Raw genomic sequence first — 12,947 nt, forward strand, 5'->3', positions numbered from 1 at the left:
GCAGCGGGTTGAGCCGGCCGGCAGCCGAGAGGTCCGGGTCTGGCTGGAGAGCGCCGTCTTCGATGACCTGGTGCGCTGGCTGGCCCGTCTGCGCCAGGAGCACGGCATCGAAGTGGCGGAAATCGTCATCGAGCCGGACCGGGCCGGCCCCGGCCTGGTCAGCGCCCGCTTGACTCTGGTGAGGGAAGAATGATGATCCTGGCCGACACGCCCCTCTGGAAAAAATATCTCGGCCTGGGCCTGGCTTTTTTCCTCTTCTTCCTGGTTTATTATTTTCCGGCCCAGTTGACCTGGCCCCTGCTGCAGAAGGCGGGGGTGGACCTGGTCGAACTGTACGGCCTCAACGGATCCTGGCATAGCGGCACCGCCGCTTCCGGCCGGGTGCTGGGAACTCCGGTCCGGGATGTTTCCTGGCGCCTGCGACCCACCCCTCTTGCCCCCCTGCGGGGAGGAATCAGCGCCACCCTGGCCGGCGACGGCCGCCTCCAGGGCCGGCTCAAGGCCGGCTGGCAGGGGCCGCAAAAGGGGCGGGCGGTGATTTCCGGTCTCAAGGCCGATCTGCCCCTGGGCCAGTTCAGCGGCCGCCTGCAGCGCCTGGGCCTGGCCGTGGACGGCCGCCTGCTGCTCGACCTGGCCCGGCTGGAGTTCAAGGACGGGCTGCCGGTGCAAGGCCGGGGGGAGGGGAGACTGGTCGGTCTCCGCGCCTTGCAGCCGATCAGCTTGACCCTGGGAGATTTCCAGGGCGAACTGAGTTCCGCCCCGGAGGGCCTGCGCCTGGGCTTCCGCGACGACGGCGGCCCCCTGGCCGCCACCGTGGTCCTGGCCCTGGGACCGAACGGGGATTACAGCCTCGCGGCCGAACTGGTGCCCCGCGATCCGGACAACCGGGAACTGACCATGGTCCTGGGCTTTCTCGGCCCGCCGGGGCGCGACGGCATCATCCGGGTCAACGCCGCCGGGTCGCTGAACTAGGGAACCAGCCGGATTATTTAATGGTCACTATTCAGGCAGGACCGGCAGCCGGCAAAGGGGCTTTGCGGCCCGGGCTCTGTTAACCACGTGGATCCGGAGAGCCCAGAGTACAGAGAGAGGGGAGCCCGACGAGCCAAGCAGCGGTTTATTGCTGGGACGAGGCGGATAGGGGTCCGAAGCAAATTTCCATAATAGAGGTATTGAGTTATGCTGGCAGCAGACAACAAGCGGGGGGCCCAGGCGGGCTTTACCCTGATCGAAATCATGGTGGTGGTGGTTATTCTGGGGATCCTGGCGGCGGTGGTGGTGCCCCGGATCATGGACCGGCCCGATCAGGCCCGGATAACCAAGGCGGCCCAGGATATCCGGATTCTGGAAAACTCGCTGCGCCTCTATCGCCTGGACAATTTCGTCTATCCCACCACCGAACAGGGGCTGGAAGCCCTGGTGGTCCGGCCCACCACCCCGCCGGAGCCCCGGCGCTGGAAGGAGGGCGGTTATGTCGACCGGCTGCCCCGCGATCCCTGGGGCAACGAGTACCAGTATCTCAATCCGGGCGTCCACGGGGAGATCGACATCTTCTCCTATGGGGCCGACGGCCGCCCCGGCGGCGAGGGAGTCAACGCCGAAATCGGCAACTGGAATATCGAGTAAACCGGTCTTCGGGCCGCCGGGCCCCGGTGGCCGGGGAAGTCGCCCGACCCGGGCAACCGGGCCGGACCGGCAGTGGATACCCAAAAGAGTGGCTGACCTGAAAAACCCCAAAGGCTTCACCCTGATCGAGTTGATCGTGGTGCTGGTGATCATCGGCGTGCTGCTGGGGTCCATAGGTTTTTCCCTGGGAAGTCGGGAGCGGCAGCTGGAGACCGAGGCCGACCGGTTGCTGGCCCTGCTGCGCCTGGCCCGCCAGGAGACCCTGCTGACCTCCACCGCCACCGCGGTGGGGTTTCATGCCGAGGGTTACGAGTTTTACCAGTTGCACGGGGAACAGTGGCTCAAGGTCCGGGGTGGGGTCTTTCGGCCCCGGACTTTGGATCATGATTTCCGGCTGACCTTGCGCCTGGCTGAGGAAGACGACTCCCGGGTCGCCCTGCCTTTCCTCGAGTACGAAGACGATGAACGCCTGCTGCCCCGGATTTATTTTTTCCCCGGCGGGGAAATGACCCCCTTCGAATTGACCCTGACCCCGGCATACGGGGGCCAGAGCTTCCGGCTGGCGGGCAATCTCCAGGGCCGGATCGCCCTGGTCGATTAAAGGACCGGGCCGGCCCCGGCAGGGATGGCCGGGAAAACCGCGGCTTTTGATAGCGGTTCCCCAATTTTTCGTTGACAGCTTCGGGTGCGCCTACTACATAGTAGGCGGATGGTAAGAGATGTTAATTATTTGTAAAGGTTGCCGTTCAGGTGAGAAAGCAGTTCGGCGGGTTTTAATTACAAATCGTCCAAAGGAGTTAGCATCATGTTGAAGGTTCGTTCTTTTATCGTGGCTTTGGCCGTAGCCGGCTCCCTGGCCGCCGCCGGTTTTCTGCTGGCTACCACCACCGGCAGCGCCGCCAATCGTTCCCTGGCTCCGGTTCCCGACGCCCAGGCGGTTTCCGCCCATGCGCCCTATCTCGCCGGCCAGTGCGGCATGTGCCATAATCCCCAGGAGGCGGTGGAGGGCAGCCCCGGAGGAGTTCCCGCCGATGTCGCCGAACTTTGCGCTTCCTGCCATTATGACATGGACGAGGCCATCAAGGGCAGCGCGGTGGCCCACGCCCCCGCCATGATGGACTGCACCTCCTGCCACAACCCCCATAATTCGCCCAATCCCAGCCTGCTGCTGGAAGAACCGAAGAACCTCTGCCTGGGCTGTCACGGGGAAATCCAGCAGACCATCGCCACCGCCAGGGTGCAGCACGACGCGGTGATCGACGACCTGGCCTGCATGAACTGCCACAATCCCCACGCCTCCGATATCCAGGCCCTGCTGACCCGGTTGCCCTTCGATCTCTGCGTTTCCTGCCACAGCGAGGACAACAAGGTCGATTCCGACGGCCGCCTGCTCACCAACTTCAGCCGGCTGCTGGCCGAAAATCCCTACCACCATGGACCCATTGAAGGCAAGGATTGCAGCGCCTGCCATCTCACCCACGGGGGCGACAACCACAGCCTGCTGGTGGCCGATTACCCCGCCGCCTTCTATGCCCCCTACGATCCGGACAACTACGCCCTCTGCTACCGCTGCCACAACGACCAGAACATGGCCGATCCCGAAACCACCACCACCACCCGCTTCCGCGACGGCTCCCGCAATCTCCACTATCTCCACGTCAACAAGCCCGACCGGGGCCGGAGCTGCCGGGCCTGCCACGAGGTCCACGCCTCGGAAAACCCCCACCAGATCAGAGACGCGGTCCCCTTCGGCCCCCGCAACTGGATGCTGCCGATCAACTACACCAAGACCGACACCGGCGGCTCCTGCGCCCGGACCTGCCACCAGACCAAGACTTACGACTACACCGCGGAATAAACCGCGAGGAGGCAGCTCATGGCAAAACGTTGGATCGGCAGCCTGGTGATCGCCCTGCTGCTGGTGGCTCCGCAGTTGGCCTGGCCCGAGGCCGGGGCGGCCTTTTACAACCTCACGGTTAACGAGGACGTGATCGCCAACGTTACCCTGCCCACCATCGAGGGCGGTGAAGCGACCCTGCTGGATCCGACCAAGAAGGCCAATGTCTTTATCTTTTTCCGCCCCGGGGCCGAGCCCTCCCGGCGGGGCTTGAGCGATATGGGCCGCTGCGCCGAGGAACTGGCCGCCTACCCGGTTTACTGGGTGGGGCTGGTTTCCGACCGCTATCCCCTGGAGGAGGTCAAGGCCCTGGTGGCGCAGGCCAACTTCCCCGGCCCGGTCCTGATCGACCAGGGCAACGCCCTTTACGGCAAGTTCGGGGTGCGTCTCCATCCGGTGGTGGGCATCACCGACGCTAAAGGCCTGCTCACCGCCTACCAGCCCTTCACCCAGATCAATTTCTGCGCCCGGGTCAAGGCCCAGGTGCTCCACACCCTGGGCGAGCTCAGCGCCGAGGAACTGGAGCAGCAGCTCCGGCCCCGCTCGCTGGATCCCCGCAGCGATATCGGGGTGGCGATCCGCAACCTGCGGATGGGGGAGCGCTTCATCGAAATCGGCAACTACGAGATGGCCCTGGCCACCGCCCAGCGCAGCCTCGAACTGGTCCCGGACCTGGCCGGCGGCCACGGGCTGGCGGCCCTGGCCCTGGCCCACCAGGATGAATGCGCCGCGGCCGCCGAACATATCAATAAGGCCCTGGAGCAGGACCCTGCCGAGGCCAAGGCCTTGGCGGCCCGGGAAAAATGCGGCCCTTGAACCCGGCCCCAGGCCAACGCCCAGAAAAACGTAAGGTGATGCCATGTCCGCCAACCATACCCTCTCCCTGATGGCCCTCTTTTTCGCCCTGCTGGTCGGCGGCGCCCTGGTGGCGGTGGCGGCCGGCAAGAACCCCGGCGAGCAAGGCGTCTTTGCCGGCGGCGGGGAAAAATTCGAGGCGGCCCTGCTGGCCGATACCCTGGGGGTTCGGCCGGTTGAAACCGACGCCACCGGTCGCCTGGAGCTGGAAATCAGCCCCGACGGCCGCTCCCTGAGCTACCGCCTCACCGTGGCCGCCCTGGAGGACGCCTTCATGTCCCATCTCCATTTCGGCACCCCGGAAGATCGCTACGGCCCCATCGTGGCCTGGCTCTTTCCCCCCGAAGGCAAGCGCCGCGAGGTGGTCGAGGGTCGTTTCGACGGGGTGCTGGCCTCCGGGGTGATCCGGGCCGAGGACCTGGGCGGGCCCTTGGGGCAAAAAGAGATCAGTGACCTGGTGGCCGCCATTGAGGCGGGTAATATCTTTGCCGACATTCATACCCGGCGCTATGTTCCCGGCGAGCTGCGCGGCCAGGTGGTGAGCGCACCATAATTCCTGCTTGACAAGGCGATAGATCTCCATGGCTTCACCCTGCTCACCCTGGTCCCGCACCCTTTTTTGCCTGGTCCTGGCCGTCGCTATTGCCGGCCCGGTCCGGCCCGCCGCCGCCCAGGAACCCCTGATCTATATCGAAGAGGCGGTGCCCGGGGTGGCCATCAGCGGGCGGGCCTCCAGCGAAATCCAGTGGCGCGACGAATCCCGGCGCGGCGACGGCTTGCCGGTTTTTCAATACCTGCTGTTCAATGTCCGCCACTTCGATGAGGAGGTGGAGGAAAAATACAGCTTTCACGCCTACGGCCGCCTCGGCACCGACCTCAACAACGAATATTCCTGGGCCGACAGCCGCCTCTATTACGCTTACTATCAGAAGCAGGACTGGCGGGATAAAGTCGATTTCCGCCTCGGCCGCCAGTTTATCGCGGTCACCGCCGGAGCCTCGCTGCTGGACGGCCTGACCCTGGACTACCGGCCCGGCGGGTGGCTGGAGCCCTTTACCTTCAGCGTCTTCGGCGGCGGCGATGTCGCCTTCTATTCCAGCTACAGCGCCAAGGACACCCTGATGGGCGGTGAGATCCGGGGCCGCTTCAACGACGACAACCTGGTCACCGGCATCTCCTATGTCCAGCGCCGCGAGGACTCCCGCAAGGCCACCGAGCTCTACGGGGCCGATTTCGACTACGGTTTTCGCCGGCTCCTCAACCTTTACGGCGAGATCCAGTACGACCGCCTCTCGGACCGGGTCAGCTACGGCCTGATCGGCTCCAACTACCACCGCAGCGACCGCTGGGGCCTGCGGACCGAATATCTCTATTCGGTGCCGGTCTTTTCGGCCAGCTCGATCTACTCGGTCTTCGCGGTCAGCAAGTACCAGGAGGCCATGGCCGAGCTCAATTACTACTTCGGCTCCGGCCTGCGCGGTTTCGGCCGCTACAGCCGGGAGATCTACGAAGAATTCGCCGATACCGACGTCTTCGAGGCGGGGATCGAGAAAATCCGCACCGACCGTTTTTCCGGCTACCTCAGCGGGGTCTGGCGCCGGGCTCGCGAAGGCCAGGATCTCCGGGGCTTCCGGGTCCGGGCGGCCTGGCTCTTCAACCCCCATCTCCAGGGCGGGGTGGGAGCGGAAATCGATGTGTTGGAGCGCCGCCTGGATGAGTTCGAGGACGACACCCTCAGCTCCCGGATCTGGGCCGACCTCACCGCCCGCCTGCGGGCCAATCTCGAGCTGTTGGGCCGCCTGGAGCGCTATGAGAGCGACGGCTTCTGGGGTTACCACAATCGCGCCACCCTGCGCCTGAACCTGACTTTTTGAGCGGGACCGTTATGATCATGTCCAAAAACCATATCCTGCTTGTTTGCTGCTCCCTGCTGCTGCTGGCCCTGCCGGCGGCGGCCCGGGCCCAGGAGGATTATCTCTTTACCTTCGACCACGACCAGCACCAGTTCCTGGTCTTTCCCGGCTCCCCCTGCATCACCTGCCATCTGCCCGACTCCCCCACGGTGACCCCGGAACCCCGGGCCTGCCTCCAGTGCCATGACGAGGATTTTCCCGAGCTGGTCCGGATGCCGGGGATGGTCAACACCCATGGGCCCCTCTGGGGCTTCAACCACGGGCCCTTCGCCAAAAACCGCCAGCTCGACTGCGCCGGCTGCCACCAGCAGAATTACTGCCTCGACTGCCATGTCCAGGGGCCGGCCCAGGAGATGGGCAAGTTCGGCGGCGCCCTGCTCAATGTCCATCGCAGCGATTTCCGGGTGACTCACCCCATCGCCGCCCGGACCAATCCCCGCCTCTGCGCCAGTTGCCACGAACCGGCTTCCTGCAGCGACTGCCACAGCGATTTCCGCCGCCGCACCGGCCATGACGGCCGGGCCGCCAGCCCCTCCCACCGCCGGGTCTTCGGCCTCGGGGTCAACGGCGATCTCGCCGCCATCCATGAAGACTTCCGCGGCGAGAATTCGCTTAACCGCTGCGACGACTGCCACCGCTCCGGCACCGTGGCCCCCACCATGCACGCCTGGAGCCGGGAGCACGCCCGCGAGGCCCGCCGCAACCTCAACACCTGCCAGGCCTGCCACCCCTCCGGGGACACCTGTATCCAGTGCCACAGCGCCAAGAGCGGGCCCGGCGGGGTCAACCCCCACGGTCCCGGCTGGAAGAATTCCAGCCGGGCCGAACGACTGCGCTCCGCCTCCGGCGGCGCCACCTGTGTCCGGTGTCATTAGGAGTTATGGCCCGGCTGGACTGAAAACAGCAGACGGGACCCTCAACGGAACAGGATGTTGAATACGCCCAGCTCTCGGCCGGGTTTATAAGTTAAATTACGGTACTTGAGACAACAGAAATCTTTTCTTGCGTCAGGCCTTAATCAAGTGATATAAAAACTATCAGGTATATTTATGAAGTTCGATTCCTGGAGATTATACCTGGCATTTTCTGTCCAGCTGGGGGGGGTAATAGTGTTGCTTTTTCTTGTTGCAGCCTGCGGCAGCAGCGCCGACCCAGCTGCTGCGGATATTACGACTCCGGTAATGGGGGTCGATGACGATGGGGCCAGCTTTATCACTACGGCCAACTGTCTTGCTTGCCATCAGGAAGAAACCCCCCATCCGGTGGCGGCCTATCTTGCTTCGCGTCATGGCCGACCAGGCACCGTAGATGCGGCAACCGGGCCGGAATGTCTGGTTTGCCACGACCCCTTGGGAGATGGGCAATTCATGGAACATCTGCAGCCTTGGGCCGATGAACCTGGGATTATTCCGGTTGCCGGAATGACCGTTATCGGTTGTGAGGTCTGTCATGGTGCCGGCTCTCACCACCTGGCAACGTTTCCCGACCATCCCAATCCCCGCCCCGATTATCAGATTTGCGGCCAGTGCCATGGCTCCCTGCCGGAGGAGATTCCCGCGCATTTTAAGAGCGATTTCGGAAATAATATCCTGGCAAAATATCTGGCAAGCTCCCATGGCACCTCGCTCTTGCACCAGGCGGAGCAGCCTCTCTGCCAGCGCTGCCACAGCGACCAAGGGTTCCGTCGCCACGGAGCCGAAACGGCCGGCCTGGATGGCTTAGCGTTACCCGGAGCTCTGCAAGGAGCGGAAAGCTTTACCGGCGCTACTCCGGTGCAGTGCCGAACCTGTCACGACGGCCACAGCGGCAAGTTGCGCGCCGAGGCCACGCCTGGTTATTCCCGCTTATTCAACCTTTGTACCTCCTGCCACCAGGTTTTTTTGCGGGAAGACCAGACCCTCGACACATCCCGGCCGCCCTATCACGGGGAGCTTGATGATGAGGGATACCCGGTTCGGGCCGATTGGGTGATTTGGGATACTCATTTTGCCACCGCTGACGGCTTTCTCGCCGGTTATGAAATCGAGCCTGCATCCGAACGGGCCTGTACACGCTGCCATGACCCCCATAGTGGTGGTGCCAGGTAGTAGTGCGCGGGGGGCTGGCTTATTGCGTCCTGTATTGGCGTTATATGACCCTTGCCAGCCCCATCAATAAAGGCTTAAAGTCCTCCGGACGGGTTAGTTGTCCTTTCGTCCGCAAGGCGGTTTGTTAACAGGAAGAACGGAGCCGTTTATGGTAAGTGGGCCGTTCGCTAGAATCAACCATTATTGGGAGGAGGGTGTACAATGAACAAAAGATTCAGGTGGAGTGGCATTCTTGCCGCAGGTCTGCTGGGCGCCTCGCTGGTCTTCGGCGGCTGCAGCGGTGACGACGGAGCTCGGGGGCCTGAGGGGCCTGAGGGGCCTCAGGGTCCTAGGGGTCCTGGGGCGCCTGCGGTTTCTGAAGCCATGGGGATCAATTCCCCTTATTCGGCGACGTGTTATTCATGTCATCAGAACGTTGACGACTTCGGGATGATCCGGGCCCATATGGACAACATGGGTGGTGATATGTACGGCTTCAGCTACCATGGTGCCGATCAGACGGAAGGCTGCGTAGCCTGCCATGGAGGCCTGCGTACCGGCGGCACTCGCCCCACCGGGCTGGGACCTGATTTCCATGCCGGGGCGCAGCATCTGGCCCAGAGAACCATAGCCGCCCAGAACTCCAACATTACCGGGGTTACGTATGATGTTGACACCGGGGCGCTGACGGTCAACTTTACTGTAAACAACGCCCATGATCCTCTGCACGCCGAGTTTACCGTCGCCAAGTGGGTTGAAGACAAGGGTACCTGGATCAATCTGTTGCAGCGTTCGACTAGCGGGACCAAGGTAATTCGCGGCGGCAACCTGCGATTCCAGGATGACCTGGCAATCGAGCGGGATGCTATTACTGACACGTACAGCTATACCTTTGCGAGCGACGGTGAAGGTGGTGGTTATGGTCTGGCTAAGGGAACTCCTCTCGATTTCAGTAGCAGTCCGCTCTGGCGAGCTGCAGGCGACACGGATGCTACTACTTACTGTGCTGCCGGAGACACCACCTGCGTCGACTTCGTCCAAGGTATCATCGAGGAAATCGTTGTCGACGGAGAGTGGGATCCCAACGGTACCTACCGCATCGGGATCAGCGGTCGGGATCGGGCGACCTACGTCCGTTTTACGGCCGTGGCTGACGTAACCCTGGCTGATAATGTTGCGGGTGCACCCAGTGCTCCCGCCCCCACCAACCAGATCGCGCAGGCCTCCTGCACTTCCTGCCATGATGCGCGGCTGGTTTTCCCCCGCAACGATGTGCATGGCCAGCAACGGGCAGATGTCAATCTCTGCTTTAACTGCCACAACGCCTACACCTATGATTCCGACGCATCGGTCGCGGCGGACGGCGGCTGGGTCAGCATCAGCATGAACAATATGATCCACAAGATCCACGGTGGGTTCGCGGGTTACACCGTCGACGGTTATGAATACGAAAACGTCGCTTTCCCCGACTGGACTCTGCCTGGCACCAGCAACTGTGTTGCCTGCCATGTCGAGGAGCAGGGTTATGGCACCGGCTGGGCGGCCGCACCGCTGGGCCGGGACAGCTGTTTGACCTGTCATGGGTCGGGCGGTTTTGAGGTGAATTTCGGTCTCCATGGTACGACTCTGCCCCCCGGAGTCGGCCCGAATACCGGTTGTATTGCCTGCCATGATGCCCCGGCGTTTGCCGATAGCTTGCACGGCGTAAGCGCTCGCCAGGAAGCCTTGCGCGCCCAGCGGGAAGACTACCACTTTGAGCTGGTTAGTGTAACCGACGCAGTTTACGGGGAGACCCCGGTGGTTCGTTGGCAGGTGGTAGATGCCGATGGGGTACCGTACCACTTAACCAGCGACATCACGATCTTCGGCGGCCCGCGGTTGCATATCGGCTGGGGCGTCGGCGATGACTGGACCAACGAAGGTTCCGGCGAGAAGAGCACCCACGGTATTCGTAACAACGATGACGGTGGCCGCCCGGTGGCGTTGAATGTCGATGAGACCAACACGGTTGTTTCCGCCGATGGTCTCACTGCTATTACCACCTTCCCGGCCTTTACCGATGCCGAGGCTGGCAAGGGCCACCCCTTCGCTAACCTGGAAGTCGCCGAGGAAGGCCGGCGTGGTTTTGTCGCCATCCACCGCAGTATTGTTGACAATGGCCAGACCCGGCTGCTTACCAGCCTAGTTCAGCCCATTATCCTGGGCAGTGGTGAGGTGGAACTTGCCGACCTTCGCCGTAATACCGTTAGTGCCTCAGCGGAAGTACCTGGTCGTGGCGGCAACTGTCTTACCTGCCATGGCACCATTGCCTGGCACGGGAGCGGTTACACTGCCGACAACAACATCCAGGCCTGTATTACCTGTCATAACGCCGGATCCCATAAGAGTCTGGCGGTTACCTTCCCCGAGGCACCCTACTCGGTGGATATGATGGAGTTGATGCACAAGGTTCACAGCTCGCCCGAGACCCTTTATCCCAACAGCGCGGCCGGCCGTTGTCATGCCTGCCATGTGGGCGATGAGGATCAGCTTGACGTCAATATTGATGGACCGCTTAACGATGGCTTCACCAACTGTGTTATCTGCCATGATGGTGCGATCAACCAAGGCCGGATCGGGATTATCTCCGATTGGCCCGGCGCTTTCGAGCGTTACGGTCTGCGCGGTGATGGCACCAATGACGGCATCAACTGACAAGACGAGGGGCGGTCAGGTTTACTGAACTGATCCGTCCCCACCGTCAATTCTACCAGTTAATAACCTCAGCCGGGGCGACGATCCAAAAGGTCGTCGCCCCTTTTTTATTGAGCGGCGGGAAGCCCTGGCTGGTACCAGCCCTGTTGGGCACTAAATAGCCGTGGCTCTGCCGGCACCAAAACTATAATGAGGGTTTTTATGAGTTTAGGTAAAGTTTTTTCCCTGGTACTGCTGGCCACAGTCGCCCTGCTGTTGATGTTGCCGGCAACTCCGGTGGAAGCCCAGGTCTTGTGCCGGGACACAAATTCCTCGGTAGAGGCCACCACACCGTCCGCCGACTTTACCCAGCATGGCGACGGCACCGTAACCCATCACATTACCGGGCTGATGTGGATGCGCTGCAGCCTCGGCCAGAGTTGGGATGGCGACGTTTGCAGCGGCAATGCGGAGCTATTAGCTTGGCCTCATATTTCCTTTGCGGTTGAGCGATTTAATGCAGAGGGAGGTTTCGCCGGGCACGAAGACTGGCGCATGCCCACCCGGGATGAGTTGGTCTCCATCGTCGAGCATAGATGTGCTTCGCCTTCGATCAATGGAATTATTTTTCCCAACACCCCTCGCACCCGTTTTTTGACCGCTTCGGCCGAAGAAAATGATAAATCAAAACCCTGGTATGTCTATTTTGATAATGGTTATGTTGGCAAGGGCTACGTGGGGGCCAGGGGTGCAATCCGACTAGTGCGAACCGTGCCCAGCGAAAAGTGATGTTTAGGAGCAGCACTACATTTGCGGCCAGGATTTTGCTATACTGAAGCTTTTGGCATACCAAGGAATGGCGGGATGAGTTGCGAGCCAGCCTGAAGATATCTCCTGCTAAGTCAAGCGTCTGAAGTACGGTCTACATTCGTTCGTGATTGGGCGATGCTTGTAATATGAAAGATGGAGATGTTGAACGAGCCGGGAACTCTGTTGCAGAGGACCTGAAAAGCCGGATCAACCACCGACCTGGGTGATTCATCCGGCTTTTTTCGTTATCAAAACCGGATCAATTCAAAAAATCAAGGTAGAGTAGGATAAATGACGGGCTTAGCAGCCTCCTATTGAAGCCGATCTAATGACATGCCTGCGCCCGAGAGCGCCCCCAACCGGAGGGAATCGGGGTCAAATCTTTAGTCTTGACGCTTGACAGGCTTTCGCGGAAGCAAGATCTTTAGTAACCATATGGTGTGCAGGTGTTGATAGTTGATGATTTTCTGGTCGCTGGTGACCGGGGGGCTCCATTTGTGCCGGTAAAACCGACCTGACAAAGTTTGACTCTATTTGTACAATTGTACTTATGAATATTGCAGCCGACGCCGACATCTTTTTGGCAACCGCTCTGAACGAGCCGGAAAAAGAGATGAATATCTCCTTGACGGTTGGTCAGGAACTCTTTGCCCGTTGCTCACCCTTGATGCGGCAATGAAGGAGCTTGCCGCTCAACTTGGCATCGCTCCATGGGAGGAAGAAGCATGAAGGCATATCAGTATTCCGAAGCTCGCAAGCGTCTTTCCGAGCTTCTTGATACCGCCAAAAAGGAAGTAGTGCTGATCAAGCGCAGGGGGGGAGAGACCTTTTCCCTGGTGTACAAGAAAACCAGTCAATCCCCCTTTGCTATTTCCGGAATCACCACAAAAGCCACAACTGCGGATATTCTTGATGCGATCAGGGAGTCAAGGAAAGGTTACTAAAAAATGTGGTGAGGAAATTGCCGCAGCCATTTTCAGGCCCTGGCCGATGAAGGTATCATTCTAGCCAGCCCGGGTATGCGGGCAGGGGGTGCCAAGGCCGAAAGGCAAAGCGGAGATCTTCGGCCGGGAGGTTGGCCGGCTGAGATAACTGGGCCCAGGGCTG

The 12,947-nt window shown here is 61.2% G+C and carries 13 protein-coding genes; all 13 read left to right on the top strand.

Annotation, left to right across the window (positions count from 1 at the left end):
• Positions 1–193, top strand: a 193-nt coding sequence (gene gspM, locus ACHHTY_RS06080; protein ID WP_395493212.1) for a type II secretion system protein GspM, incomplete at its 5' end; no start/stop codon positions are given.
• On the top strand, positions 190–972 hold the full coding sequence (locus ACHHTY_RS06085; protein ID WP_395493213.1) for a type II secretion system protein N: 783 nt from the start codon (positions 190–192) through the stop codon (positions 970–972). The genes gspM and ACHHTY_RS06085, both read left to right, overlap by 4 nt.
• Positions 973–1,179: 207 nt before the next feature.
• Positions 1,180–1,626: a type II secretion system major pseudopilin GspG gene (gene gspG, locus ACHHTY_RS06090; protein ID WP_395493214.1), complete on the top strand. Its 447-nt coding sequence runs from the start codon at positions 1,180–1,182 to the stop codon at positions 1,624–1,626.
• A gap of 88 nt (positions 1,627–1,714) precedes the next feature.
• A complete protein-coding gene (gspH, locus tag ACHHTY_RS06095; protein WP_395493215.1) occupies positions 1,715–2,227 on the top strand; it encodes a type II secretion system minor pseudopilin GspH in 513 nt (170 codons plus the stop codon).
• Between the two features lie 204 nt (positions 2,228–2,431).
• Positions 2,432–3,484: a cytochrome c3 family protein gene (locus ACHHTY_RS06100; RefSeq protein WP_395493216.1), complete on the top strand. Its 1,053-nt coding sequence runs from the start codon at positions 2,432–2,434 to the stop codon at positions 3,482–3,484.
• Positions 3,485–3,502: 18 nt separating this feature from the next.
• On the top strand, positions 3,503–4,339 hold the full coding sequence (locus ACHHTY_RS06105) for a peroxiredoxin family protein (protein WP_395493217.1): 837 nt from the start codon (positions 3,503–3,505) through the stop codon (positions 4,337–4,339).
• Positions 4,340–4,382: 43 nt separating this feature from the next.
• Complete coding sequence (locus ACHHTY_RS06110; RefSeq protein ID WP_395493218.1) at positions 4,383–4,931, top strand: CHRD domain-containing protein; 549 nt, start codon at positions 4,383–4,385, stop codon at positions 4,929–4,931.
• Positions 4,932–4,959: 28 nt separating this feature from the next.
• Positions 4,960–6,252 carry a hypothetical protein gene (locus ACHHTY_RS06115; RefSeq protein WP_395493219.1) on the top strand — a complete coding sequence of 431 codons (1,293 nt, stop codon included), beginning with the start codon at positions 4,960–4,962 and terminating at the stop codon, positions 6,250–6,252.
• A gap of 11 nt (positions 6,253–6,263) precedes the next feature.
• Positions 6,264–7,166, top strand: coding sequence for a cytochrome c3 family protein (locus ACHHTY_RS06120; RefSeq protein ID WP_395493220.1), 903 nt, complete (start codon positions 6,264–6,266; stop codon positions 7,164–7,166).
• 492 nt (positions 7,167–7,658) lie between these two features.
• Positions 7,659–8,378, top strand: a complete 720-nt coding sequence (locus tag ACHHTY_RS06125) for a hypothetical protein (RefSeq protein WP_395493221.1) — start codon at positions 7,659–7,661, stop codon at positions 8,376–8,378.
• A 201-nt stretch (positions 8,379–8,579) separates the two neighbouring features.
• Positions 8,580–11,051, top strand: coding sequence for a multiheme c-type cytochrome (locus ACHHTY_RS06130; protein WP_395493222.1), 2,472 nt, complete (start codon positions 8,580–8,582; stop codon positions 11,049–11,051).
• 201 nt (positions 11,052–11,252) lie between these two features.
• Complete coding sequence (locus tag ACHHTY_RS06135) at positions 11,253–11,819, top strand: Lcl C-terminal domain-containing protein (protein WP_395493223.1); 567 nt, start codon at positions 11,253–11,255, stop codon at positions 11,817–11,819.
• Positions 11,820–12,565: 746 nt separating this feature from the next.
• Positions 12,566–12,784 (top strand): type II toxin-antitoxin system Phd/YefM family antitoxin, encoded by a 219-nt coding sequence (locus ACHHTY_RS06140; RefSeq protein WP_395493224.1) that lies wholly within the window; start codon positions 12,566–12,568, stop codon positions 12,782–12,784.
• Positions 12,785–12,947: the final 163 nt, after the last annotated feature.

Origin of the sequence: Desulfurivibrio nitratireducens, assembly GCF_044068515.1 — a bacterium.
Taxonomy (GTDB): Bacteria; Desulfobacterota; Desulfobulbia; order Desulfobulbales; family Desulfurivibrionaceae; genus Desulfurivibrio.

Excerpts from the sequence above, each read along its gene's own strand:
- ACHHTY_RS06120 (WP_395493220.1), top strand. The coding sequence starts at position 6,264 with ATGATCATGTCCAAAAACCATATCCTGCTTGTTTGCTGCTCCCTGCTG.
- ACHHTY_RS06140 (WP_395493224.1), top strand. The coding sequence starts at position 12,566 with ATGAAGGCATATCAGTATTCCGAAGCTCGCAAGCGTCTTTCCGAGCTT.
- ACHHTY_RS06115 (WP_395493219.1), top strand. The coding sequence starts at position 4,960 with ATGGCTTCACCCTGCTCACCCTGGTCCCGCACCCTTTTTTGCCTGGTC.
- ACHHTY_RS06110 (WP_395493218.1), top strand. The coding sequence starts at position 4,383 with ATGTCCGCCAACCATACCCTCTCCCTGATGGCCCTCTTTTTCGCCCTG.
- ACHHTY_RS06100 (WP_395493216.1), top strand. The coding sequence starts at position 2,432 with ATGTTGAAGGTTCGTTCTTTTATCGTGGCTTTGGCCGTAGCCGGCTCC.
- ACHHTY_RS06105 (WP_395493217.1), top strand. The coding sequence starts at position 3,503 with ATGGCAAAACGTTGGATCGGCAGCCTGGTGATCGCCCTGCTGCTGGTG.
- ACHHTY_RS06125 (WP_395493221.1), top strand. The coding sequence starts at position 7,659 with ATGGAACATCTGCAGCCTTGGGCCGATGAACCTGGGATTATTCCGGTT.
- ACHHTY_RS06135 (WP_395493223.1), top strand. The coding sequence starts at position 11,253 with ATGAGTTTAGGTAAAGTTTTTTCCCTGGTACTGCTGGCCACAGTCGCC.
- gspG (WP_395493214.1), top strand. The coding sequence starts at position 1,180 with ATGCTGGCAGCAGACAACAAGCGGGGGGCCCAGGCGGGCTTTACCCTG.
- ACHHTY_RS06085 (WP_395493213.1), top strand. The coding sequence starts at position 190 with ATGATGATCCTGGCCGACACGCCCCTCTGGAAAAAATATCTCGGCCTG.
- ACHHTY_RS06130 (WP_395493222.1), top strand. The coding sequence starts at position 8,580 with ATGAACAAAAGATTCAGGTGGAGTGGCATTCTTGCCGCAGGTCTGCTG.